The organism is Stenotrophomonas sp. CASM106, assembly GCF_049384825.1.
GTDB lineage: Bacteria > Pseudomonadota > Gammaproteobacteria > Xanthomonadales > Xanthomonadaceae > Stenotrophomonas > Stenotrophomonas muris.
Genome location: NZ_JBMRFS010000004.1, coordinates 187,948 through 211,069 on the forward strand (window position 1 = coordinate 187,948; position 23,122 = coordinate 211,069).

General features: G+C 69.0%; 21 protein-coding genes. 12 read left to right on the forward strand and 9 right to left on the reverse strand.

What is annotated here, in order from left to right; genetic code table 11:
• The first annotated feature begins 20 nt into the window (after positions 1-20).
• Positions 21-536, forward strand: coding sequence for a cytochrome c oxidase assembly factor Coa1 family protein (locus tag VG556_RS11380; protein WP_014648795.1), 516 nt, complete (start codon positions 21-23; stop codon positions 534-536).
• A 67-nt stretch (positions 537-603) separates the two neighbouring features.
• Positions 604-2,403 carry a DUF885 domain-containing protein gene (locus tag VG556_RS11385; RefSeq protein WP_046433089.1) on the forward strand — a complete coding sequence of 600 codons (1,800 nt, stop codon included), beginning with the start codon at positions 604-606 and terminating at the stop codon, positions 2,401-2,403.
• Between the two features lie 252 nt (positions 2,404-2,655).
• Here VG556_RS11385 and VG556_RS11390 read toward each other — a convergent pair whose 3' ends face one another.
• Positions 2,656-3,114: a hypothetical protein gene (locus tag VG556_RS11390; RefSeq protein ID WP_100450772.1), complete on the reverse strand. Its 459-nt coding sequence runs from the start codon at positions 3,112-3,114 to the stop codon at positions 2,656-2,658.
• Between the two features lie 186 nt (positions 3,115-3,300).
• On the opposite strand from VG556_RS11390, the gene VG556_RS11395 reads away from it, so the two are divergent.
• The 4 genes from VG556_RS11395 (at position 3,301) to VG556_RS11410 (ending at position 5,901) form a co-directional block, all read left to right on the forward strand.
• Complete coding sequence (locus tag VG556_RS11395) at positions 3,301-3,549, forward strand: hypothetical protein (RefSeq protein ID WP_005420185.1); 249 nt, start codon at positions 3,301-3,303, stop codon at positions 3,547-3,549.
• 123 nt (positions 3,550-3,672) lie between these two features.
• A complete protein-coding gene (locus tag VG556_RS11400; RefSeq protein ID WP_100450771.1) occupies positions 3,673-4,590 on the forward strand; it encodes a bestrophin family protein in 918 nt (305 codons plus the stop codon).
• Positions 4,591-4,609: 19 nt separating this feature from the next.
• On the forward strand, positions 4,610-5,599 hold the full coding sequence (gene hemB / locus VG556_RS11405; RefSeq protein ID WP_014648793.1) for a porphobilinogen synthase: 990 nt from the start codon (positions 4,610-4,612) through the stop codon (positions 5,597-5,599).
• A gap of 32 nt (positions 5,600-5,631) precedes the next feature.
• Positions 5,632-5,901: a hypothetical protein gene (locus VG556_RS11410; protein ID WP_032959066.1), complete on the forward strand. Its 270-nt coding sequence runs from the start codon at positions 5,632-5,634 to the stop codon at positions 5,899-5,901.
• A gap of 120 nt (positions 5,902-6,021) precedes the next feature.
• Here VG556_RS11410 and VG556_RS11415 read toward each other — a convergent pair whose 3' ends face one another.
• On the reverse strand, positions 6,022-6,885 hold the full coding sequence (locus tag VG556_RS11415; protein ID WP_100450770.1) for a TolB family protein: 864 nt from the start codon (positions 6,883-6,885) through the stop codon (positions 6,022-6,024).
• A 48-nt stretch (positions 6,886-6,933) separates the two neighbouring features.
• On the opposite strand from VG556_RS11415, the gene aroE reads away from it, so the two are divergent.
• The 3 genes from aroE (at position 6,934) to dinG (ending at position 10,406) form a co-directional block, all read left to right on the forward strand.
• Positions 6,934-7,779, forward strand: coding sequence for a shikimate dehydrogenase (gene aroE, locus VG556_RS11420; protein WP_046433083.1), 846 nt, complete (start codon positions 6,934-6,936; stop codon positions 7,777-7,779).
• 3 nt (positions 7,780-7,782) lie between these two features.
• On the forward strand, positions 7,783-8,136 hold the full coding sequence (locus VG556_RS11425; protein WP_014648789.1) for a hypothetical protein: 354 nt from the start codon (positions 7,783-7,785) through the stop codon (positions 8,134-8,136).
• 167 nt (positions 8,137-8,303) lie between these two features.
• Positions 8,304-10,406 (forward strand): ATP-dependent DNA helicase DinG, encoded by a 2,103-nt coding sequence (dinG, locus tag VG556_RS11430; RefSeq protein WP_100450769.1) that lies wholly within the window; start codon positions 8,304-8,306, stop codon positions 10,404-10,406.
• Positions 10,407-10,536: 130 nt separating this feature from the next.
• Here the strand turns inward: dinG and ilvD are convergent, their stop codons facing one another.
• On the reverse strand, positions 10,537-12,375 hold the full coding sequence (ilvD, locus tag VG556_RS11435; RefSeq protein WP_100450768.1) for a dihydroxy-acid dehydratase: 1,839 nt from the start codon (positions 12,373-12,375) through the stop codon (positions 10,537-10,539).
• A 409-nt stretch (positions 12,376-12,784) separates the two neighbouring features.
• Here ilvD and VG556_RS11440 point away from each other — a divergent pair, with 409 nt between their 5' ends.
• Genes VG556_RS11440 through VG556_RS11450 form a run of 3 tightly spaced genes read left to right on the forward strand, consistent with a single transcriptional unit; the run spans position 12,785 to position 15,202 of the window.
• Positions 12,785-13,357 carry a DUF1190 domain-containing protein gene (locus tag VG556_RS11440; RefSeq protein WP_100450767.1) on the forward strand — a complete coding sequence of 191 codons (573 nt, stop codon included), beginning with the start codon at positions 12,785-12,787 and terminating at the stop codon, positions 13,355-13,357.
• Positions 13,358-13,364: 7 nt separating this feature from the next.
• Positions 13,365-14,543, forward strand: coding sequence for a glutathionylspermidine synthase family protein (locus tag VG556_RS11445; protein WP_100450766.1), 1,179 nt, complete (start codon positions 13,365-13,367; stop codon positions 14,541-14,543).
• Entirely contained in the window at positions 14,543-15,202 is a 660-nt protein-coding gene (locus tag VG556_RS11450) for a hypothetical protein (RefSeq protein WP_032957033.1), read from the forward strand. Before VG556_RS11445 ends, VG556_RS11450 begins: the two co-directional genes overlap by 1 nt.
• 1,163 nt (positions 15,203-16,365) lie before the next feature.
• Here VG556_RS11450 and VG556_RS11455 read toward each other — a convergent pair.
• From VG556_RS11455 to VG556_RS11480, 6 genes are read right to left on the reverse strand one after another with little or no spacing between them, the layout of a single operon-like run.
• Positions 16,366-17,664 (reverse strand): DUF58 domain-containing protein, encoded by a 1,299-nt coding sequence (locus VG556_RS11455; RefSeq protein ID WP_100450765.1) that lies wholly within the window; start codon positions 17,662-17,664, stop codon positions 16,366-16,368.
• Complete coding sequence (locus tag VG556_RS11460; protein ID WP_014648782.1) at positions 17,661-18,647, reverse strand: AAA family ATPase; 987 nt, start codon at positions 18,645-18,647, stop codon at positions 17,661-17,663. Before VG556_RS11460 ends, VG556_RS11455 begins: the two co-directional genes overlap by 4 nt.
• The gene (locus VG556_RS11465; RefSeq protein ID WP_100450764.1) at positions 18,644-19,828 is read right to left on the reverse strand and encodes a DUF4350 domain-containing protein; all 1,185 of its coding nucleotides are present in this window, start codon (positions 19,826-19,828) and stop codon (positions 18,644-18,646) included. Before VG556_RS11465 ends, VG556_RS11460 begins: the two co-directional genes overlap by 4 nt.
• Positions 19,825-21,441, reverse strand: a complete 1,617-nt coding sequence (locus VG556_RS11470; protein WP_100450763.1) for a DUF4129 domain-containing protein — start codon at positions 21,439-21,441, stop codon at positions 19,825-19,827. Before VG556_RS11470 ends, VG556_RS11465 begins: the two co-directional genes overlap by 4 nt.
• On the reverse strand, positions 21,431-22,423 hold the full coding sequence (locus VG556_RS11475) for a stage II sporulation protein M (RefSeq protein ID WP_100450762.1): 993 nt from the start codon (positions 22,421-22,423) through the stop codon (positions 21,431-21,433). Before VG556_RS11475 ends, VG556_RS11470 begins: the two co-directional genes overlap by 11 nt.
• Positions 22,420-23,109 carry an RDD family protein gene (locus tag VG556_RS11480; protein WP_049404933.1) on the reverse strand — a complete coding sequence of 230 codons (690 nt, stop codon included), beginning with the start codon at positions 23,107-23,109 and terminating at the stop codon, positions 22,420-22,422. The genes VG556_RS11475 and VG556_RS11480 overlap by 4 nt, the downstream gene beginning before the upstream one ends.
• Positions 23,110-23,122 lie beyond the last annotated feature (13 nt).

The following is a 23,122-nucleotide window of genomic DNA, read 5'->3' on the forward strand; positions in this document are numbered from 1 at the left end:
AGACGGGAAGGAGCCCGCCGATGACACTGCCGCCGCCGATTCCCACCCACGGCCCGAAGCCCGCCGGCTGGTGGTCCCGCCACTGGCGCTGGGCGATGCCCGTGGCCGTGCTGCTGGTGCTGGCCGGGGCCGGTGGCACGGTGGCCTGGAGCGTGCTGCGCTGGAGTGAGGCGGCACGCGAGAGCCCACCGATGCGCGAGGCGATGCGTCGCGCCGGCTGCAGCATCGAACTGGTGGAAGCCTTCGGCGAGCCGTTGCGTACCGAATCGATGCCGCTGGGCAGCATGCAGACCGCACTCAACGGCCAGCGCGATGTCGGCCTGACCGTGGCCCTGGAAGGCCCCCGCGCACACGGCCGGTTGTTCGTGAAGGGCACCCGCAGTGACGACGTGTGGGACTACCCGGTGATGTACGTGCTGGGCGAGAACAAGCAGACCTTCGACCTGACTGCGCTGGATGACGATGAGGCCGCGCAGGAATGCGAACTGCAGGCCTGCCGCGAACGCGGCGAATGCCCGCTGACCGCAGCGTTGTGACCTCCGGCCGATTGTCGCCACCGCGCTGAGCGCGTAGGGTGCGGGCAACCCTGTCCTGGAGTGCACCATGAAGCCGATCGCGTTGGCCGTTGCCCTGGCCCTGACCGCCGCCCCGCTGCTGTCCGCACCGCCGGCGCTGGCGGCACCCGCCGCCAAGGCCGCCACACCGGCCAGCCCGGCCTGGGTCGCCCGCAGCAACGCACTGGCGCAGATCCTGCTCGATGCGCAGGGCCCGTTCCAGCCGGAAGAAACCGGCTTCTTCGGCGTGCCCGGCTACGACGACAAGGTGGCCGACCTCGGCGCGGACAACGGCAAGCGCTACCGCGCCGCGATGGCCAAGGCCCGCGACGAACTGAAGGCGAAGCTGGCCACCGAGCAGGATCCCAACGTCCGCCAGGACCTGGAGATCATGATCCACGCCGCCAACCAGAACATCGAAGGCAGTGAGCTCAACGAGAAGTACCTGTTGCCGTGGAGTGACGCGCCGCAGACGGTGTTCAGCGGCCTCAACCTGCTGCTGTCCGACCAGGTGCCGGCCGAGCGCCGGGCCAAGGCGATCGACCGCCTCAAGGCTTACGCCGGCCTGCAGCCGGGCGGCACCGCGTTCACCACGCTGGCCCGCCAGCGCTACGAAGAGCGCTTGAAGGACAGCAGCCTGCTGCAGCCGACGAAGATCGAAGTGCAGCAGTCGCTGGACAACGTCGAGACCTACATCAGCGGCATCGAGTCGCTGCTGAAGAAGTACCAGATCGCCGGCGCCGATGAAGCGATGAAGGCCCTGGCCGGGCAGATGAAGGACTACGCCAGCTGGACGCGCTCGACCGTGCTGCCGAAGGCGCGCACCGACGCACGGCTGCCGGCGCCGCTGTACGCCTACCAGCTCAAGCAGGTCGGCATCGACATCGACCCGAAGCTGCTGATGCAGCGTGCGCAGCTGGAGTTCATGGAAACCCGCTCGGCGATGCAGCAGCTGGCGCCGCTGGTGGTGAAGGAGAAGGGCCTGAAGGTGGCCGACCCGAGCGACCCGGTGGCGGTGATCCGCGCGCTGAAGGCCGACAAGATCGCCGACGACCATCTGGAAGGCCACTACCGCAAGGTGATCGATGCGATCGATCCGCTGATCCGCGAGCACGCCATCGTCGACGTGCCCAAGCGCGCCATGCAGATGCGCCTGGGTTCGGCCGCCGAGAGCGCGGCCAGCCCGGCCCCGCATTTCCTGCCGGCGCCGCTGGTCAACAACACCGGGCAGCAGGGCACCTTCGTGCTGCCGCTGGGCAACCCGGCCGCGGGCCCGGGCGCACAGTACGACGACTTCAACTTCGGTGCGGCGGCGTGGACGCTGAGTGCGCATGAAGGCCGCCCCGGCCACGAGCTGCAGTTCACCGCGATGGTCGAGCGCGGCGTGTCGCTGGCACGCACCATGTTCGCGTTCAATTCGGTGAACGTGGAAGGCTGGGCGCTGTATGCCGAGGCCGAGATGGTGCCGTACGAGCCGCTGGACGGGCAGATGATCGCCCTGCAGTTCCGCCTGCTGCGCGCCGCACGCGCGATGCTCGACCCGATGCTCAACCTCGGCCTGACCGACCGCGCCAACGGCGAGCGCGTGCTGATGGAGCAGGTCGGCCTGTCCAAGGCGATGGCCACCCAGGAACTGGACCGCTACATGGTGCGCATGCCGGGCCAGGCCGGTAGCTACTTCTACGGCTACACCCGTATCCTGGAACTGCGCATGCAGACTGAGCTGGCACTGGGTGCGAAGTTCGACCGCCTGGCGTTCAACAACTTCCTGCTCGACCAGGGCCTGCTGCCGCCGGACCAGCTGGCCGACGCGGTGAACAAGGTGTTCGTGCCGAAGTACAAGCGCTGAACACCCCCCGGTAGTGCCGGCCGCTGGCCGGCATTCCCCTGGCATCAAGAGGATTTCTGAGGTTGCCGGCCAGCGGCCGGCATTCCCCTGACGTCGGGAGGATTTCTGAGGTTGCCGGCCAGCGGCCGGCACTCCCCTGGCGTCGGGAGGATTCCTGAGGTTGCCGGCCAGCGGCCGGCATTCCCCTGGCGTCGAGAGGATTCCTGAGGTTGCCGGCCAGCGGCCGGCACTACCTGCGGTGACGCTGCCGCGTCACCGCTGCGGGGTGATCACCTGCGTCGGCAGTCGTGCCGGGGGTTCCGGGTTCGGCACCCAGATCGCCACGCCGGCGGCGCGCTTCTGCGTGGTCGGAATACCGATGCCGACGCCACCGCCGACATGCGAGCCGAACGTGCCGGCACCCACCGACATGCCCACCGGTGAGCCGCTGCTGCCCACGCCCATCAGCACCACGCCATTGGCGCCCAGCGCTGCGGCCTCGCGCTTCAGGCGCGCCACCGCTGCATCGGTCTGGCCCTGCGTGCCGAAGCCCACGGCAGACGCCGATTCCAGCTGGGCGATTTCCTGGGAGCCGGCCGGCGGCGTCGAATAGATCTGCACCAGTGCCGGATCGATCGGCGCGCGGGAGCGCCCCAGCATGACCTTGGAGGTGCTGGCACAGCCGGCGGCGACCAGCAGGATGGCCGCCAACGCGGCCCAACGGATGTTCATGGCACGACCCCTGTAGGACTGGTTGCGATCATCGGCGGGCCACTCTGAATCGGCGCCAACACCCGGCCCAGAGCAGGCACGGCGGCACGCTAGCACGGTGCCGGTGACAGCCCCGCCAACGGCAGTAGGCGGCGACGGCGGGAACGACTATGGTGCACAGACAGGAACCAACTGCGGGAGAGTGGAATGGGCGTGATCAGTCTGTTGTGGGGCGTACTGGCGCTGTTGTGGATGATCCTGGCGCTGATTCCGCTGCTGGGCTGGGGCAACTGGTTCCTGATCCCGTTCGCCGCCGTGGGCGCGGTGATCGCCGCGCTGGGCATCCTGTTCACCCACCCGACCAAGCGCGGCCGGGCCTGGGCTGGGCTGGTGCTGAACGGCATCGTGGTGGTGGTCGGCATCCTGCGCCTGGGCCTGGGTGGCGGCGTGATCTGAGCCGCATCGCCGGGTGCGACAGGGCGTCGCAGGTACACGGCCGCGGGTCGGGCAGGGGCGTACAATGAACGGCTGCGCGAGCCCCCCGCGTGCCTGTGAATCCGCGCCCGGCGCGGCTGCCCCATGATCATCCGACCCCGTCCCCACGGCTGGCAACTGCTGTACATCCTGCGCGGCTCGATCGTAAAAGCGATCGCGCCGAAGGTGCTGGCCATCCTGATCCTGTCCATCGCGGTGGCCGCGGTGGTGGAGCTGGCGCCGCCGACCGGCATCGAGCGCGTTTCCGTCACGCCGTTCACCCTGCTCGGCCTGGTCCTGTCGATCTTCCTCAGTTTCCGCAACAGCGCCTGCTACGACCGCTGGTGGGAAGGCCGCAAGCTGTGGGGCCAGCTGGTCTACGAATCGCGTTCGCTGGCCCGCCAGGTGAATCTGCTGCTGGCCGATGACGCCGGCCGCCGCCGCCGCATCGCCTACCTCACTACGGCTTTTGCCCATGCGCTGGCCGCGCGCCTGCGCGGGCGCATCGTGGCCCTGGCGGCGTTGCCGTGGCTGGACAAGCCGCAGCGCGAGCAGCTGGGCCAGCGCGAGAACGTGCCCGACGCATTGCTGTCGATGATCGCTACCGAGCTGGCCCACGCCCTGCGCGCCGGCGAACTCGACCCGATCCTCTACACCCAGCTGGAAGAGCGCCTGCACGCGATGTCGTCGATCCAGGCGGGCTGCGAGCGCATCCTCACCACGCCGCTGCCGTTCGCCTACACCCTGCTGCTGCATCGCTGCGCATGGATGTTCTGCGTGCTGCTGCCGTTCGGCCTGGCCAGCTCGCTGGGCTGGGGCACGCCGGTACTGTCGGCGGTGCTGGCCTACGCCTTCTTCGGCCTGGACCAGCTGGGCGAAGAAATGGAAGACCCGTTCGGCCTGGAGCCGAACGACCTGCCGCTGGACGCGCTGGTGCGCACGATCGAGATCGACCAGCTCGACGCGCTCGGCGAACGCCCGTTGCCCGAACCCCTGCTGCCGCAGGGCTACCTGTTGCAATAGCCACTCCTCGGAGCCTGCCATGTCCCACCCGCTTTACCGCCCGCGCCGCATGCGCCACGACGAGTTCTCGCGCCGCCTGATGCGCGAGAACACGCTGACCACCGACGACCTGATCTACCCGGTGTTCGTGCACGAACGGGCGGGCCGCACCGCAGTGCCGTCGATGCCGGGCGTGGAGCGGCTGTCGATCGAAGAGCTGCTGAAGGTGGCCGAAGAAGCGCTGGAACTGGGCATTCCAGTGATCGACCTGTTCCCGGTGATCGACCCGTCGCTGAAGTCGCTGGACGCGTCGGCGGCGTGGGCCGAGGACGGCCTGGCGCAGCGTGCGATCCGCGCGCTGAAGTCGCGCTTCCCGGAACTGGGAGTGATGACCGACGTGGCGCTGGACCCGTACACCACCCACGGCCAGGACGGCATCATCGACGACAAGGGTTACGTGCTCAACGACATCACTGTCGAAGCGCTGGTCAAGCAGTCGCTGTCGCACGCCGAGGCCGGTGTGGACATCGTCTCGCCGTCGGACATGATGGACGGCCGCATCGGCGCGATCCGCCGTGCGCTGGATGCCGATAACCACATCAACGTGCGCATCATGGCCTACTCGGCCAAGTACGCCTCGGCGTTCTACGGCCCGTTCCGTGATGCGGTGGGTAGCGCGGCCAGCCTCGGCAAGGCCGACAAGAAGACCTACCAGATGGACCCGGCCAACGGCGACGAGGCCCTGCGCGAGATCGCGCTGGACCTGGAAGAGGGCGCCGACATGGTGATGGTCAAGCCGGGCATGCCGTACCTGGACCTGGTGCGCCGGGTGAAGGAGACATTCGGTGTGCCGACCTTCGCCTATCAGGTGAGTGGCGAGTACGCGATGATGAAGGCCGCCTTCGCCAACGGCTGGCTGGACGAACGCGCCTGCGTGCTGGAGTCGCTGCTGGGCTTCAAGCGGGCCGGCGCCGATGGTGTGCTGACCTATTTCGCGCCGCAGGTGGCGCGCTGGCTGCGCGAGCGCTGACAATAGCGCCACGATAGACGGAGGACTGCGCGATGGGACCCGAACTGGGATGGATGCAATGGCTGATCTGGGGCACCGGTACGCTGGTGTTCGGCGCCATCATCGTCGCTGTCTTCATCGCCGCCTGGCGGGCCGGCAAGCGCCCGCCGGAACAGCTCTCCGCTGCCCGCCACGTGGCCCGTGAGCAGGCGCTGCCGGAGACCGTGCAGGCCGAGCTGGCCGCGTTGAACCAGCGCAAGGACAACGGCCAGCTGAGCGAGATGGAGTACGAGCAGTTGCGCGCCAAGGTGTTGTCGCGCTGACGGGGCGTTTCATCCACGCATGGCGTGGATCTACTGGTAGTCGCCAACCTTGGTTGGCGCTTTCACGTATGCCAACCAAGGTTGGCATCTACCAAACGGCCATCCACGCATGGCGTGGATCTACCGCACGCACCCGGCCGCCGCCGCCACCTTCGGCACGGCCAACCGGTACACGTCCACGCCACCGGCACGCGGCGCCTTTGCTGCGCTGCTGGCGACCATCATCTCGCCAGGCTTGGCGTTGTCGACCACCGGCGCACCGGTCCAGCCGCCGGTCTGGTTGAACGACAGCCCCAGCGGCTGCAGCGCTACACCGCTCCACGCACAGCCGCTGCTCCAGACCTGCGCGGTACTGCCGTTGCCGCGGCTGAACACCACGGCGCCGTCCTGGCCGAGCCAGTCGCCGTCGGTCTCGTCGTCGGCGCTGTTCAACGCGCTCAGTGCGCTGGCCGGGCCGCGCAGGCCCTGCGCATCCAGCGTCGCCACGAACAGGTCCCAGCCGGCGCCACGGCCCTGCTGGCGGGCAAACAACAGCTGCTTGCCGTCCGCGCTCAGGGCCGGCCCGCGCTCTTCCCGGCGCCCGCCGTCACCGGCCAGCGGCTGCGCCGGGCCCAGCCGGCCGTCGGCGGCCAACGCGGCGCGGTACAGCGCCAGCGCGCCCTCGCGGCCGGCCGCGAACAGCAGCCAGCGGCCGTCACGGCTGAAGTAGGGATCGCGGGCTTCACCGGCCACGCCTACCAGCAGCGCCTGTGCCTGTTGCCAGCGACCGTCCACCACGCGTGCCTGCCACAGGCCCCAGCCGGCCTCGCCGCGGCGGGCGAAGACGATGCGCTGGCCATCGGCGCTGATCGTGGCGCGGCCTTCGTCGGCGCGGGTCGAGACCACGCCCATGCCTTCGATGCCGTACTCGTTCAACGCCATCGCCACGGGGGCAGAGAGTAGACTGGCGGCGAGCACCAGCAGGGGCGGGGTGATGCGCATCATCCGGTTCCGTGCACGAAAGAGCATCAGTCTAGCCAGCTTGAGGATTCCATGACCGACCGTTACGCCGTCTTCGGACACCCCGTTGCCCACTCGAAGTCGCCGCAGATCCACGCGACGTTCGGTCGCCAGGAAGGCATTGCCATCGACTACCGCGCGATCGACCTGGCCCCGGATGCGTTCCTGGCCGGACTGGAGGCCTTCGCCGCCGAGGGCGGTGTTGGCGCCAACGTCACCCTGCCGCACAAGGAAGCCGCGTTCTCGCTGTGCACCACGCTGACCGCGCGCGCGCGCCGCGCCGGCTCGGTCAACACGCTGCTGCGCAAGGGCGACCGCTGGCATGGCGACACCACCGATGGCATCGGCCTGGTGCGCGACCTGACCGACCGCCACGGCCTGGACCTGCGCGGCCGCCGCGTGCTGATGATCGGCGCCGGTGGCTCGGCGCGCAGCGTCGCCCCGGCGCTGCTCGATGCCGGCATCACCGAACTGGTGGTGGTCAACCGCACGCCGGAGCGCGCCGACGAACTGATCGACGCGATGGGCGAGCCCGGCCGTGCGATCAGCCGCTACTGGGAAGACCTGCGCGACCTCGGCGACTTCGAACTGATCGTCAATGCCACCTCGGCTGGCCGCGACCGCGACGTCGAGTTCAAGCTGCCGCTGTCGCTGGTCAATTCGATGACCACTGCCGTCGACCTGAACTACGGCGAGGCGGCCATCGCCTTCCTGGCCTGGGCCCGTGCGGCGCAGTGCCGCAATACCGTCGACGGCCTGGGCATGCTGGTCGAGCAGGCCGCCGAGAGCTTCCTGCAGTGGCACGGCGTGCGCCCGCAGACCGGCGAGGTCTACCAGTCGCTGCGCCAGGGCTCGGCCGTGCTGGCCGGCGAGGACTGACCGATGGACAGCACAACCCTGATGGTGACCGTGCTGAGCATGGTCGGCGTGCGCCTGCCGGTGCTGATCGCGCTGTGCGTCGGCCTGGTCTGGGTGGTCGGTGCGCCGCGCGATGCCACCCGCACCGGCGCGCTGGTCGGCCTGCTGCTGTTGCTGCTGTCCAGCCTGGGTGGCCTGGCGGCGGGCATGCTGCCGATGTGGCTGGTCAGCAGCGGCAACTTCAGCGCCATCTCGGGCATGAGCGCCATCTTCGGCGTGGTGCACTTCGCGCTGGCGATGGTCGAGGCCATCGGCGTGGTGCTGCTGGTGTGGGCGCTGGTGCGCCTGCTGCGTAGCCGTCCCGCCCCGGTCGCCTGAGCGCTGGCGCCGGGCCACGCCCGGCGTGTTTCGCCCCTGTGCGGCGCGGGCTTCGGACCGTGCGCGCCGGCGGGCGTCGTCGCTGGCTCGTTCAGGGTGCCAGCAACAGTGAATGCGGCCGGCCATGCGACAATGACCGGCCTGATCCAGCTACGGTAGTTCCCGGCGTGACCGAAACCGTCGCCGCTCCGCGCACGCTCGATGACACCTTGAAGGACGCGATCCGCAAGGCGTACACGACGCTGCAGGCCAATACCCCCGGCTTCTCCACCCGTCGCTCGCAGAGCCAGATGATCGGCGTGGTGTCGCGCGCGCTGTCGAAAAGCGGTGGCGTCGGCGTGGTCGAGGCGCCGACCGGCGTCGGCAAGAGCCTGGGCTACCTCACCGCAGGCGTGCCGATCGCACTGGCCACCAAGAAGAAACTGGTGATCAGCACCGGCACCGTGGCGCTGCAGTCGCAGCTGGTCGAGCGCGATATCCCGAATTTCCTGAAGGCCACCGGCCTGGAAGCGACCGTGGCGCTGGCCAAGGGACGCACCCGCTACCTGTGCACGCGCAATGCCGCCGAGGCGCAGGGCGAGGGCTCGCAGGGCGGCATGTTCGAGGATGACGCGCCACTGTTCGACCGGCCGCTGGCGCCGATCGAGATGGACATCGCCAAACGCCTGACCGACGCCTTCACCAGCGGCAGCTGGGATGGCGATATCGACAATGCGCCGGAGACCATCAGTCCCGGCCTGCGCAGCCGCATCACCACGCCGGCCTCGGGTTGTGCCGGGCGACGCTGCGCCTATTCGGCGCAGTGCGCGGTGCTGCGCTCGCGCAATACGGTGCGCGACGCACAGATCGTGGTCACCAACCACGCGCTGCTGCTGTCGGCGCTGTCGATCGGTGACAGCGACAACGGCCAGCCGTTGATCGCGCCGCCCTCGGACATGCTGCTGGTGCTGGACGAAGGCCATCACATCGGCAATGTGGCGATCGACCAGGGCGCGGCCAGCCTCGCGCTGGACGAGATGGCCAAGCGCACCGGCCGCCTGCAGATCCTGATCGCCGGTGCGTACCGCGCGGTCGACAAGGATCGGCTGGGCAACCTGCTGCCGAACGAAGCGATCGAAGTCGCCAGCAACGTGGCCAAGCAGCTGCGCGCGTTCCGTGATCACATCGAGCGGGTGTGGATGCCGGCGCCGGCGGACGAAGAGCCGATGTGGCGCGCAGCCAACGGGCGCCTGCCCGAAGCCTGGCGCGAGCCGATCGAGGCACTGGCCGACGATACCCGCAGCCTCTACAACTGGGCGCATGCGGCCACCACGCAGGTGGCCAAGGGCAAGCCGGACGATGCCGCGCGCGAGCGCCTGCAGCGCAACCTGGGCATGGCGCTGGAGATGATCGAGCAGCAGTACAACCTGTGGCAGGCGTGGCGCCGCGAAGACAAGGACGGCGCGCCGCCGATGGCGCGCTGGGTGACTGCCACCCGCGATGGCGACCTGGTGCTGCACGGTTCGCCGGTGTCGGCCGCGCACGTGCTGCGCAAGCTGCTGTGGGATGAAGTGGACTCGGTGGTGATGACCTCGGCGACGCTGACCGGCGGTGGCGACTTCCAGGCGCTGGCGATCGACAACGGCATTCCGGAAGAGGCCGAGATGGTCTCGCTGTTGTCGCCGTTCGACCTGCCCAACCAGGCCGAACTGATCGTGCCGAAGTTCCCGGTCACGCCGGACGACCGCGAAGGCCACCCGCGCGAAGTGGCGCGCTACCTGGACACCGAACTGGACTGGGCCAAGGGCTCGATGGTGCTGTTCACCTCGCGCTGGAAGATGGAGAAGGTGGCCGGGCTGATGCCGGCCGCGCGCCGCAAGCAGGTGCTGGTGCAGGGCGAGATGTCCAAGACCCGGCTGATCGAGGAACACCTGAGGCGTGTCGAGGCAGGCGAGGGCTCGGTGCTGTTCGGCCTGAACTCGTTCGGCGAGGGCCTCGACCTGCCCGGCGAGGCCTGCACCACGGTGGTGATCACCCAGGTGCCGTTCGCCGTGCCGACCGACCCGCAGACCGCCACCCTCAGCGAGTGGTTCGAGGGACGCGGGCTCAACGCGTTCAACCTGATCGCCATTCCGCATGCGCTGCGCACGCTGACCCAGTTCGCCGGCCGCCTGATCCGCACCTCCACCGACACCGGCCGCGTGGTCATCCTCGATTCGCGGCTGCTGACCCGCCGCTACGGCAAGCGCATCATCGACGCGCTGCCGCCGTTCAAGCGCGTGATCGGCTGACCGGTAGTGCCGGCCGCTGGCCGGCAAAAAGGGGACGGAGGGGATTAAGTCGTTTGAGGCACACACGACTTAATCCCCTCCGTCCCCTTTTCCCAGATGGCGGCCAGCGGCCGGCACTACCGGATCGGCATCAATCGCCGAGCAGGGCGGTGTTGCGTACGGCGCCCTTGTCGGCGCTGGTGGCCAGCAGGGCGTAGGCCTTCAACGCGCTGGTAACCTTGCGCGGGCGTGGCGCGCGCGGTTTCCAGCCACGTGCATCGGCGTCGGCGCGGCGCTGGGCCAGCGTGGCCTCATCCAGCAGCAGGTCGATGCGGCGGGCCGGGATGTCGATGCGGATGCGGTCGCCGTTCTCCACCAGACCGATGACACCGCCGCTGGCGGCTTCCGGCGAGACGTGGCCGATCGACAGGCCCGAGGTGCCGCCGGAGAAGCGGCCATCGGTCAGCAGCGCGCACTGCTTGCCCAGTCCTTTCGATTTCAGGTAGCTGGTGGGGTACAGCATCTCCTGCATGCCCGGGCCGCCCTTCGGCCCTTCGTAGCGGATCACCACTACCTCACCCGGTTGCACCTCGTCGGCGAGGATGCCGGCGACGGCGGCGTCCTGGCTTTCATAGACACGCGCGGGGCCTTCGAACACGTGGATCGATTCGTCCACGCCGGCGGTTTTCACCACGCAGCCATCCACGGCCAGATTGCCACGCAGCACGGCGAGGCCGCCTTCCAGTGAGTACGCATGCTGCAGCGAGCGGATGCAGCCCTCGGCGCGGTCCATGTCCAGGGTCGGCCAGCGCGTGGCCTGGCTGAAGGCCTCCTGGGTAGGGATGCCGGCCGGGCCGGCCTTGAAGAAGGCATGCAGGGTGTCGTTGTCACTGCGCACTACGTCCCAGCGTTCCAGCGCGTCGGCCAGGCTGGCGCTGTGCACGGTCGGCACCGTGGTATCGAGCAGGCCGGCACGGTCCAGTTCACCGAGGATGCCGAACACGCCGCCGGCGCGGTGCACGTCCTCGATGTGGTACTTCGGCGTGTTCGGCGCCACCTTGCACAGCTGCGGCACGCGCCGCGACAGCGCGTCGATGTGGGTCAGGTCGAAGTCGACCTCCGCCTCCTGTGCTGCGGCCAGCAGATGCAGGATGGTATTGGTGGAGCCGCCCATGGCGATGTCCAGGGTCATCGCATTGGCGAACGCGGCCTGGGTGGCGATGCCGCGCGGCAGCGCGCTGGGGTCTTCGCCGCCATACCAGCGATGGCAGAGTTCGACGATCAGGCGGCCGGCGCGGCGGAACAGCGCCTCACGGTCGGCGTGGGTGGCCAGCGTGGTGCCGTTGCCGGGCAGCGACAGGCCCAGCGCCTCGGTCAGGCAGTTCATCGAGTTGGCGGTGAACATGCCCGAGCAGGACCCGCAGGTGGGGCAGGCGCTGCGCTCGAACGCGGCGACTTTCTCGTCGGAGGCGCTGTCATCGGCGGCCACCACCATCGCATCGACCAGATCCAGCTTGTGCTCGGACAGCCTGGTCTTGCCCGCTTCCATCGGCCCGCCGGAGACGAACACCACCGGGATGTTCAGGCGCAGCGTGGCCATCAGCATGCCGGGGGTGATCTTGTCGCAGTTGCTGATGCACACCAGCGCGTCGGCGCAGTGCGCGTTGACCATGTACTCCACGGCGTCGGCGATGATCTCGCGGCTGGGTAGCGAATACAGCATGCCGTCGTGGCCCATCGCGATGCCGTCGTCCACGGCGATGGTGTTGAATTCCTTGGCGACGCCGCCGACCTGTTCGATCTCGCGCGCGACCAGCTGGCCGAGATCCTTCAGGTGCACGTGGCCGGGCACGAACTGGGTGAAGGAGTTGGCGATGGCGATGATCGGCTTGTGGAAGTCGCCGTCCTTCATGCCGGTGGCGCGCCACAGGGCGCGGGCGCCGGCCATGTTGCGACCGGCGGTGGAGGTGCGGGAACGGTATTCGGGCATGGCGGGCGGAACGGGCGGGCCGTACGACGTGGGGGTCAGCCGATCATGGCCAATTTTTTCGGTTGCTGCTGCAACCACCTTCACCGCTTGCAGCGGCTTGGCGGTCCGCGCATTTCCCCTTATCCCCGCGCCTTCGGCGCGCCCCCCTTGAACAACAAGGGGGCTTCTTGCCGGAGACTTGGCTGCGCGCGCCGGGCATGACCGGGCGCCGCGGGATGTGTGCCAACCAAGGTTGGCACCTACCAGAGCGGTGCGTCGCCTGGGGTCGGATCCCATCGCGGCGCGATGGGCTCTGACCCCAATGCCGACGAAAATGAAAGTCCGTTCATCTTTCGCACTTTGCCGATTCCGGTTGCTGGCCCGGATTTGGCATCATTGGGGCATTGATCCGTCGACAGGGCATGAGGCCATGAAACGTTCCCGCACCACCGCGCTGCTGCTGATGAGCGCCGCGCCGCTGCTGTTCACCGCCTGCCAGAAGGAGCCGGAGGTGAAGGTGCAGGAAGGCCTGTATACCTCGGTGGAGGCCTGCACCGAGGCCACCGGCGATCCGTCGTCGTGCCGCAATGCGTTCGCCGAAGCGCAGAAGCAGGCCGCCGATGCGGCGCCGAAGTACGCCAGCAAGGAAGCCTGCGAGAAGGACTACAAGCCGGAACAGTGCGTGCAGCAGCACACCTCGGCCGGTACCTCGTTCATCGGCCCGATGATGATGGGCTTCTTCATGTCGCAGATGCTGAGCAACCGCGGCGGCCTCGCCCCGCAGGCGCCGGCGTCGGCACCGGCTTACCAAGACAAGAATGCGGGTTGGGCGCGCCCGGCACCGGGCGGCAGCGGTGGCCTGAACACCGCCAGCGGCATCGGTGCTGGCAAGGCCGGCCTGGCCCCGGTCACCAGCGAGCCGAACCGTGCGGTCACTGCCAGCCGTGGTGGCTTCGGCAACACCAGCGCACGCCGCAGCACCAGCGGCAGCTACGGCGGCTGATCGACCCATGCAGCGCATCCGGATTGCCGAGCGTGCCCAGTGGCGGGCGCGCGCGGAAGAGGCGGGTTTCCGCTTCCACACCATCGACGGCCAGCCGTACTGGGATGAAAGCGCGTATTACGCCTTCACCCTGCGCCAGATCGAACAGGACATCGAAGACCCCAGCGCCGAGCTGCACCAGATGGCGCTGGATCTGGTCGGTGATGTCATCGGCAGCGAACGCTTGATGGACCAGCTGGCGATTCCGTCGCACTACCGCGACTGGATCGCCGACAGCTGGCGCCAGCGCCAGCCGCACCTCTATGGCCGCCTGGACCTGGCCTACGACGGTACCGGTCCGGCCAAGCTGTACGAATTGAACTACGACACGCCGACCTCGCTGTTCGAAGCCAGCTTCTTCCAGTGGCAGTGGCTGGAAGACCAGCGCAATGCCGGCCGCCTGCCGCAGCATGCCGACCAGTTCAACGCGATCCACGAAGCGCTGGTCGAGCGTTTCGGCGACCTCGCCACGCAGCTGCCGCCGCCGCTGTACTTCAGCGCGGTCGGCAGTTCGGAGGAAGACCGTGGCACGGTCGAGTACTTGCGTGACTGCGCATCCCAGGCCGGCCTGTTCGGGCAGGCCATCGCCATCGAGGACATCGGCCTGTCCGAGGACGGCCGCTTCACCGCGCTGGACGATTCGGTGATCGGCACGCTGTTCAAGCTGTATCCGCTGGAAGACCTGATGGCCGAGGAATTCGGCCGCGCGCTGCCCGGTTCGGGCGTGCAGCTGCTGGAACCGGCCTGGAAGGCGGTGCTGAGCAACAAGGGCATCCTGCCGCTGCTGTGGCAGCGCAACGTGGGCCATCCGAACCTGCTGGAAGCGCATTTCGATGACGGCAGCACGCTGGCGTCGGGCTGGGTACGCAAACCGCTGTTCTCGCGCGAAGGCGCCAACATCGAGATGCACCTGGCCGATGGCAGCACCCAGCGCAGCGACGGGCCCTACGACGGCCCGGCGATCATCCAGCGTGCGCATCCTCTCACCCGCTTCGAAGGCGGCTATCCGCTGATCGGCAGTTGGGTGATCGGTGACCATGCCTGCGGCATCGGCATCCGCGAGGATGACAGCGCGATCACCCGCGACAGTGCGCGCTTCGTGCCGCACGCGATCGTCGACGAGGCGCCGACGCGGATCTACGTCTGATGACGGTGCGGCGCAATCGCGACCTGCGGCCTGCGCCGCTGCCGGGCCGGCATCTGGATGACGGCCACGCCCTGTGGCGCTATTCGGACCGCATCGCGGTGCGCTGCCACCGCTGCGATACGCCCGGCTGGGTGGTGCGGACGCCGGAATCGCGACGTTTCCGCTGCCTGGGCTGCAGCGCAGCCCTCGACAGTGGATGCGGCTGCGGTTGCTGTGCCGCGGGCGACTGGGTCGGGCCCGTGCGCTACAGCGGCTATCGTCCCTGCGGATACTGCGGGCACAAATGGGTCCGCGCCGAGCTGCACCGTGCGCGTGCAGTGTCGCCGTTGCGGACGCTGGCGGCGGACTGCAGTCAGTGCGGACGCAGCAGCGAGGTGGAGGTCACGTTGTCGCGATGGCGTGGCAATGAGGCGATCGATCCGCATTTTGGCTTGCCGCTGCGGCTGGTCGAAAAGACCGCGGCCGGCGTGCTGTGGGCCTACAACGAAGCCCATCTGCAGGCACTGCACGACTACGCTGCCGCGCCTCTGCGCGAGCGCGCGGGCGTTACCAACGGTTCGATGTTCTCGCGCCTGCCGCAGTGGATGAAGCTGGGCCGCAACCGGGTGCTGCTGCAGCGTGCGGTGGAGCGGTTGCAACGTCGGTTGCTGCAGGGGTAGTGCCGGCCGCTGGCCGGCAACCGGTTTTGGTAGATGCCGACCCTGGTCGGCGCTGTGGATTTCGTGCCAACCAAGGTTGGCACCTACCAGGGCGATGCATCGGTTGTTGCAGGGGGTAGTGCCGGCCGCTGGCCGGTGACTGTGTTTGGTAGATGCCGACCATGGTCGGCGCTGTGGGTTCGTGTTAACCAAGGTTGGCACCTACCAGGGCGATGCATCGGTTGCCGCAGGGGTAGTGCCGGCCGCTGGCCGGTGACCGCCGTTGGTAGATGCCGACCTTGGTCGGCGCTGTGGATTTCGTGCCAACCAAGGTTGGCACCTACCAGGGCGATGCATCGGTTGCCGCAGGGGTAGTGCCGGCCGCTGGCCGGTAACCGGTTTTGGTAGATGCCGACCTTGGTCGGCGCTGTGAATTTCGTGCCAACCAAGGTTGGCACCTACCAAGGCGATGCGGCGGTTGTTGCAGGGGGTAGCGCCGGCCGCTGGCCGGCAACCGGTTTTGGTAGATGCCGACCTCGGTCGGCGCTGTGGATTCGTGCCAACCAAGGTTGGCACCTACCAGGGCGATGCATCGGTTGCCGCAGGGGTAGTGCCGGCCGCTGGCCGGCAACCGGTTTTGGTAGATGCCGACCTCGGTCGGCGCTGTGGGTTCGTGCCAACCAAGGTTGGCACCTACCAGGGCGATGCATCGGTTGCCGCAGGGGTAGTGCCGGCCGCTGGCCGGTAACCGCCGTTGGTAGATGCCGACCTTGGTCGGCGCTGTGGGCGGGCCAACCAAGGTTGGCACCTACCAGGGCGATGCGGCGGTTGTTGCAGGGGGTAGTGCCGGCCGCTGGCCGGTAACCGGTTTTGGTAGATGCCGACCTCGGTCGGCGCTGTGGATTTCGTGCCAACCAAGGTTGGCACCTACCAGGGCGATGCATCGGTTGTTGCAGGGGTAGTGCCGGCCGCTGGCCGGCAACCGGTTTTGGTAGATGCCGACCATGGTCGGCGCTGTGGGTTCGTGCCAACCAAGGTTGGCACCTACCAGGGCGATGCATCGGTTGTTGCAGGGGGTAGTGCCGGCCGCTGGCCGGCAACCGGTTTTGGTAGATGCCGACCTTGGTCGGCGCTGTGGATTCCGTGCCAACCAAGGTTGGCACCTACCAGAGCGATCGCGGGTATCAGAGCAACCCTTCGCGCTTCACCGCCAGATAGCGTTCCACCAGCGCGCCGGGCAGGGCATCGGCGGTCACGTCCAGCACCATCACCTTTTCGCTGCGCAGGGCCTCATGCGCCTTCGCGCGTTGCTGCAGGTACAGCGCGGCGGCACCGGCCTGGGTGGCGTCTTCCAGTGTCTGCACCTCGCCTTCCAGTGCGCCGTCCAGCTCGCGTTCGCGCAGGCTGGCCACGCACACCAGGTGGCGCCGCTGCAGCAGGCGCACTGCCGCCAGCAGGTCTTCGATGTCCTCATCGCGCACGTTGCTGACCAGCATCACCAGCGCACGCCGGCGCTGGCGCAGCGACACCTCGGTGGCGGCGGCCAGGTAATCGGTGGCCACCGCGCGTGGCTGCAGGTCGTAGCTGGCGCGCAGCAGGTGCTCGACCGTACCCATGCCGCGCTGCGGTGCCACCCAGCGGCGTTCGCCACCGGCAGCGTACAGGCCGGCAGCGTCGCCCTGGCGCAGCGCCAGGTAAGCCACCACCAGCGAGGCGTTCAAGGCATGGTCGAAGTGCGAGAGCCCGCCTTCGCTGGCCAGCATGCGCCGGCCACTGTCCAGCATCAGCAGCAGCTGCTGGTTCTTCTCGTCCTGGTACTCCCGCGAGATCAGCTTGCATGCACGTGCGGTGGCCTTCCAGTCCAGCTGGCGCAGGCTGTCGCCGATGCGGTACTCGCGCATCTGATGGAAATCGGTGCCTTCGCCACGGCGGCGCTTCACGTGCGCACCGACCAGCCGCGAGGCCTGGTCGGCACTGAACAATGCGAAGCGGGTGAGCGGCACGAAGTTCGGATAGACCCGCACCTCCAGCGCCGGCGGCAGCGTGCGTTGCTGCCACCACAGGCGCCACGGCGAACGCATGCGCAGGTGCACCCCCTCGAAGCGGAAGTGCCCACGCTGCAGCGGCTGCAGGTGGTAGTGCAGGGTGGACGCCGTACCGGCCTGCAGGCGCACGCGCTGCGGCAGCGCTTCCAGCGGCCAGCCGCCGGGCACCAGGTCGAACACCTGCACCGTCATCGATTGCTCGGCCTGCAGGCGCAGCGCCGCCTCGCGGCGCACGCCCAGCGCCAGCGCTTCGGGCAGCTCGCGCTGTACCTGCGGCGACGGACGCCGCGACTGCCGCCACAGATCCCACAAGGCGGGCAGCGCGATGACGACGGCTGCCAGCGCCCAGCTCCAGCGCGGCAGCCACCCGCCCAGCACCAGGCCGCCCAGGGCAGCCCAGGCCAGCAGCAGCGCCAGCAGCAGCGGGGCCGGTCTCATCGGCGCGGTGCTTCCACCTTGGCCAGCAGCGCGCCCAGCACGTCGTCGGCGTCCTGGCCTTCGATCTGCAGCTCCGGGGCCAGTGCAATGCGGTGGCGCAGCGCCGGGCGCGCAATGTCGCGCACGTCGTCCGGCGTGACGAAGTCACGGCCGGCCAGCACCGCCTGCGCGCGCGAGGCACGCACCAGCGCGATGCTGCCGCGGGGGCCAGCGCCGACCGCGATGCCCGGCCACTGCCTCGTGGCCGCCACAATCCGCACCGCGTAGTCGATCACTTCGTCATCGACGGTGATCGCCGCGGTCGCGCGCTGCAGTTCCAGCAGCTCGCCGGCCCCCAATACACGCGGCACCTGGCTCAGGTCGAAATCGCTGGCGGCACGGCCACTGGTGATCGCGGTCACCATGCGCTTCTCGTCCTCCAGCTGCGGGTAGTCGATCAGCACCTTCAGCAGGAAGCGGTCCAGCTGTGCTTCCGGCAACGGGTAGGTGCCTTCCTGTTCCAGCGGGTTCTGCGTAGCCAGCGCCATGAACGGCGGCGCCAGGGTGAAGGCCTTGCCTTCGATGGTCACCTGGCCTTCCTGCATCACTTCCAGCAGGGCCGACTGGGTCTTGGCCGGGGCACGGTTGATCTCGTCGGCCAGCAGCAGGTTGGTGAACACCGGGCCGCGACGGATCTTGAAGCTCTCGCTCTTGGGGTCGTACACCGCGTGGCCACTGACGTCGCTGGGCATCAGGTCGGGGGTGAACTGCACGCGCCCGTAGTCCAGCTCCAGGGCCTGTGCCAGTGCACGCACCAGCAGGGTCTTGCCCAGACCGGGCACGCCTTCGATCAGCACGTGGCCACCGGCCAGCAGCGCCACCAGGATCTGGTCCAGTACATCGGCCTGGCCGATGAAGGCGTGTCCAACGGCGGTGCGGATGGCATCGACGCGTTCGATCAGGCGGGCGTTGGCGGCCGCCGGCAGCTCGGGGACTTCGGTCATAGCAGGGATCTCATCTGGAGCAGCAAGCGGATGCGCTCGCGCAGGGCGGAGGAATCGTGCGGTGGCGGGGGCGTGAGCGCGCTGGCAATACGGCCTTGCGGCCATTTCAGCAGCTCGGCGATGGCCTGATCGCGCGGCGCACCGTCCAGTGCAGCGGCTACTGGTGCGCGCAGGCGCAGGCGATGCAGGAACAGGGCGAACACGGCGTCGTACAGGCGCGTGCCGTGGCCGAAGCGCAGCAGCAGCTCGCCACTGGCACGCACGTGCTCCAGCAGCGAGCGGCGTTCCAGCACCGGCGACGGCAGCAGGCTGCCGAAGCGCTGCGAGCGGGCCCACAACCAGCCCAGCAGGGCCAGCAGCAGCGGCGCCCACAGCGGCCAGCCCTGGTAGAACAGGCGCGCCCACAGTGACGGCGGGCGGCTGGCATAGACCAGCCAGAACGCACCCTTGCCGTAATTCGGGTCGAGCAGGTAACGGGTCAGGTCGCGGTGCGAGAGATCGTGCAGGCCATCACTGGCCTTGCCCGCGGCCGACGCCAGGCGTGCCGCCGGCGAATCCACCTCGCCGCGCATGAATTCCATGTCGGCCAGCACGCTCACCTTGCCCTGGCCATGGTGCAGGCGTGCGAACACCAGGCTGTGCTCGTTGCCCCAGCGCCGTTCGGCCCGCGCATTGGCGGCAAAGCCCAGCGTGAAGCGACGGCCGCCGCAGAACTCGACGTGGCTGGGATCATCGATGACGTGGAATGGCTGGCAGTCGCTCTGCTGATACAGGCTGTCCACGCCCAGCTGGTCCAGCAGGGGGCCCTGCGTGCTGCTGGCGTCGTCCTCGGCTGGCGGCGGCGTACGCACCAGCAGATGGCCACCACCATCAACCCAGGCCAGCAGGGCCCTGGCCGCGGGCGCCGGCAGCTCGCTGCTGTCCTGCAGCAGCACCACCGTATCGTGCGGGCCCAGCGCCATCTGCTGCAGGTCCAGCCGCGGCCGCGAGTGCACCTCGATGCCATCGGCACGCAGGGCCTGGCCCAGCACGTACAGCGGGTTGTAGCCAGCTTCGCCCTGCGGCGGCAGCTGCACGGTCTCGGTCACGCGTTCGTGCGTGCGCAGGTAAAGGATCGTCAGCGGCACGCCGAACAGCACCAGCGCGCCCAGCAGCAGCGACCAGAACAGGCGCGGACTCATGCCAGCCACCTGTACTGCCGGCGCAGGGTATCGGCCAATGCATCGAAATCGGCGCGGCTGGGCAGGCGGCCACCGTAGGCGGCGTACTGCCACATGCGCACGATGCGCGCGAACAGGTCACGGTCGGTGGCATCGGGCATGCGCCGCGACGCGCGCAGGCATTGCGCTTCGGTAGCACCGGGCGGAAGCGCGATGCCGCTGCGCTCGCCCACCGTGCGCACGCTGGCGCGGTACAGCAGGGCCAGCGCCTGCCGCGGCCGCCCCTGGTCCCACAGCAGGCCGGCCTGGGTGGCCACGTCCGGCGGCAGCACGACCGGCAGTTCCACCGGTTCTTCCACTACCTCCGGTGCGGCCTCGGCCTTGCGCCGGCCACTGCCGCGCAGCCACGGCAGCCACAGCCGTGCGGTCAGCAGCAGCACCAGCAGCAGGACGCCCAGCAGGCCCCACAGGCCCCACTCGGCCAGGCGTGCCAGCCAGGCGATGCCGTCCTTGCGCGTTTTGCGTTCACCCTTGCTGTTGGTGTCACGCTGCAGCTGCTTGTCTTCCTTCTTTTTTTCCTCGGCCTGCTCGATCGGCTTCCAGCGCGTGACCTGGCGGGTCGGGCGCTGCAGCGGATCTTCATAGGCGCGGTTCACCGCCTGGCGGAAGCCGGCGGTGTCCACTGGCGCTGCACCGAAGATCATGGCCGGTGCATTGGCCGGATCGTTCGCCGCAGTGGCCGGTTCCTCCGCGCTGTCCTCGTCCTCTCCGGCATCGTCTGCCTGTTCTGCGGCCGTCTGCGCGTCCTGCGCATGCACTGGCGCGTAGGCCAGCGGCAGGGCAAGGCACAGCAGCAGGGCCAGCGTGGATGCCGCCGGCAGCAGCCGCTCGCGCAGGCGGCGCAGGGCGATCTCCACGTCCCACGCTTCCATCTGCGTGCGCCGGTTCAAGTAAAGGCCGAAGCCGGCGCCGACGTAGAACGGACCGATCAGCACCGAGGCCAGCCAGCACGCCAGGTTGAAGCCGGCCCGCGCCCAGGCGGGTGTGTCCTGGCCGATCATGTCCCACGCGGCACGCCATGATTCGGACATCAGCTCCAGCGGCATGAACATGAACACCGCGCCGATCGCACCGGACACCAGCACCGCTTCAAACGCCATGCAGGCCACGGTCAGCACGGCGGCGGCACCCGCCGCACCAGCGGCCACAGCGCGGCGGCGTGCACCGCGCTGGGCCGGCGCATTGCCCTCCAGCAGGTTCACCGGCAGGCACAGGCTGCGCAGCACGCTGAAACGGCGCCAGCCCAGGTAGCCCCAGAAACCTGCATTGCCCCAGCTGTGTTGCGCGCGCAGGGCCGCCAGCGTACCGACCGGCTCGCCGAAGATGCCACGCGACAGCACGTACAGCGGCGCCCGTTCGAACAGCGGCTTGCACCACCACATCGCCAGCCACGCCCAGCCGAATGCATCCAGCCACCAACCCAGCGCGTTGAAGACCACGAACAGCGGCGCACTGGCCAGCAGCCAGCTGCCCCATACCGCGCGTGCGTGGCGGCGCGACAGGGCACTGCCCAGCTCCATTGCTTCCCAGCCGCTGCGCGCGCGCAGCACCACGTCCAGGTGGTCAATGCGCATGGCCGCCTCCGCGTCCGCCGCGCCACAGCCACAGCAGCACGCCGGCCCACAGCATGCCGGCCACGCTGAACTTGCCCCACGCCGGCACGTCGGCAATCGACGACCAGAAGGCTTCGATGAACGCGGCCACCAGCAGCATGAACGCCACGCCCAGGCACAGGCGCGCACCGATGCGGCCGCCCTCGACCAGTGCCTCCAGGCGGCTGCGCCGGCCGGGTGCCAGCAGTTTCATGCCCAGCTGCAGACCGGCACCGCCGGCGATCACGATCGCGGTCAGCTCGAAGGCACCATGGCCTGCGACGAAGCGCCAGAACGGATCACCATGGCCGATGTGCTGCAGGTGGCCCGCCACCGAACCGATGATCACGCCGTTGAACAGCAGCACCAGCAGCGTGCCCAAGCCGGCCAGCAGGCCGCTGGCGAAGGTACGCAGGGCGATGCTGATGTTGTTGAGGATGTAGTGGCCGAACATCATCCAGTCGGTGCCGCTGTCGCGTCCCAGGCGCTCGGCGGCCGGATCGTACATGCGCTCCATCTCGGCGATCTGGCGGTTGTCCATCACCATGTGGATCAGGTCCGGATAGACCTGCACCAGCACGAAGCAGGCCAGCGCCGGCAGCGCGAACATCGCCAGCGCCACCCACATGCTGCGCGCCTGGCTGCGCACCAGCAACGGGAAGTCGGCCACCAGGAATTCCAGCGCACCGCGCCAGCGCGTCGGCGGCGTGCGGTACAGCACGCTGTGGCCCTGCTGCATCAACTGCTGCAGGCGCTGCACCAGCTGCGGGCTGTAGCCGCGCTCGCGGGCCAGCGCCAGCTGCTGGCACAGGCGCCGGTAGCGCTGCGGGAAGGCGGTATCGTCCAGCGCGAGCGCGCTGGCCTTGCGCCGCGTGCGGCGCGAAGCACCGGCGCGCAGCAGCAGCCAGTGTTCCAGGTCCTGCCATTCCTGCTGGTAGCGGGCGACGAACTGTTCCTGCTTCATCGCCGCCCCAGCAGCCAGTTGGCCATGGCATACAGGCGCAGCACGCCGACCTGGCCGTGGGTGCCGGTCAATGGCTCGGCAATGCCGGCCAGTTCCTGCTGGCGTGCCGCCGACAGCCGCGGCGCGCGCTCGGCGAAGGCCATCAGCGCCGCCTGTTCTTCCGGTCGCAGCGGCTGCGGCGGGGCCAGCACGCTGTCGATGGTGGGCGGAGGCGGCAGGTACAGCACCGGTGCATGCACCACCACGGTACCGGCCACCAGGTCGCCGAGGCGGCGGCCGTGGGAATCGAACAGGCTGCTGATCAGGCCCAGTGCATAGCCGAACGGCAGCATGTCCACGGTGCGCAGCAGGTTGCGGGTGATGGCGGCCATCCAGCCCACCGGCGCGCCATCGCGCGCGAGCACGCGCAGGCCCAGTGCGCGCTTGCCCAGGGTGCGGCCCCACCGCGCTTCGCAGACGATCGGGTAGGCCCAGTAGACCAGGAACATCAGCACCAGGCCGAGCCCGGAGCCGAACGAATCCAGCAGTGCCAGCGGAATCGACATCAGCACCAGCACCGCGATGCGCACGCCCAGATCGATCAGCCAGGCCATCGCCCGGGGCACCGGGCCGGCCGCCGGCAACTGCAGCGGCACACCCTCCGGCGTCACCACCTCGCGGTAGGTATCGAGCATCGGTGCGGCCATCAGTGCGATGGCC

Bases quoted from the DNA above. Each gene is read 5' to 3' on its own strand.
- VG556_RS11380 (WP_014648795.1), top strand. From the start codon at position 21: ATGACACTGCCGCCGCCGATTCCCACCCACGGCCCGAAGCCCGCCGGC.
- VG556_RS11385 (WP_046433089.1), top strand. From the start codon at position 604: ATGAAGCCGATCGCGTTGGCCGTTGCCCTGGCCCTGACCGCCGCCCCG.
- VG556_RS11390 (WP_100450772.1), bottom strand. From the start codon at position 3,114: ATGAACATCCGTTGGGCCGCGTTGGCGGCCATCCTGCTGGTCGCCGCC.
- VG556_RS11395 (WP_005420185.1), top strand. From the start codon at position 3,301: ATGGGCGTGATCAGTCTGTTGTGGGGCGTACTGGCGCTGTTGTGGATG.
- VG556_RS11400 (WP_100450771.1), top strand. From the start codon at position 3,673: ATGATCATCCGACCCCGTCCCCACGGCTGGCAACTGCTGTACATCCTG.
- hemB (WP_014648793.1), top strand. From the start codon at position 4,610: ATGTCCCACCCGCTTTACCGCCCGCGCCGCATGCGCCACGACGAGTTC.
- VG556_RS11410 (WP_032959066.1), top strand. From the start codon at position 5,632: ATGGGACCCGAACTGGGATGGATGCAATGGCTGATCTGGGGCACCGGT.
- VG556_RS11415 (WP_100450770.1), bottom strand. From the start codon at position 6,885: ATGATGCGCATCACCCCGCCCCTGCTGGTGCTCGCCGCCAGTCTACTC.
- aroE (WP_046433083.1), top strand. From the start codon at position 6,934: ATGACCGACCGTTACGCCGTCTTCGGACACCCCGTTGCCCACTCGAAG.
- VG556_RS11425 (WP_014648789.1), top strand. From the start codon at position 7,783: ATGGACAGCACAACCCTGATGGTGACCGTGCTGAGCATGGTCGGCGTG.
- ilvD (WP_100450768.1), bottom strand. From the start codon at position 12,375: ATGCCCGAATACCGTTCCCGCACCTCCACCGCCGGTCGCAACATGGCC.
- VG556_RS11440 (WP_100450767.1), top strand. From the start codon at position 12,785: ATGAAACGTTCCCGCACCACCGCGCTGCTGCTGATGAGCGCCGCGCCG.
- VG556_RS11445 (WP_100450766.1), top strand. From the start codon at position 13,365: ATGCAGCGCATCCGGATTGCCGAGCGTGCCCAGTGGCGGGCGCGCGCG.
- VG556_RS11450 (WP_032957033.1), top strand. From the start codon at position 14,543: ATGACGGTGCGGCGCAATCGCGACCTGCGGCCTGCGCCGCTGCCGGGC.
- VG556_RS11455 (WP_100450765.1), bottom strand. From the start codon at position 17,664: ATGAGACCGGCCCCGCTGCTGCTGGCGCTGCTGCTGGCCTGGGCTGCC.
- VG556_RS11460 (WP_014648782.1), bottom strand. From the start codon at position 18,647: ATGACCGAAGTCCCCGAGCTGCCGGCGGCCGCCAACGCCCGCCTGATC.
- VG556_RS11465 (WP_100450764.1), bottom strand. From the start codon at position 19,828: ATGAGTCCGCGCCTGTTCTGGTCGCTGCTGCTGGGCGCGCTGGTGCTG.
- VG556_RS11470 (WP_100450763.1), bottom strand. From the start codon at position 21,441: ATGCGCATTGACCACCTGGACGTGGTGCTGCGCGCGCGCAGCGGCTGG.
- VG556_RS11475 (WP_100450762.1), bottom strand. From the start codon at position 22,423: ATGAAGCAGGAACAGTTCGTCGCCCGCTACCAGCAGGAATGGCAGGAC.
- VG556_RS11480 (WP_049404933.1), bottom strand. From the start codon at position 23,109: ATGGCCGCACCGATGCTCGATACCTACCGCGAGGTGGTGACGCCGGAG.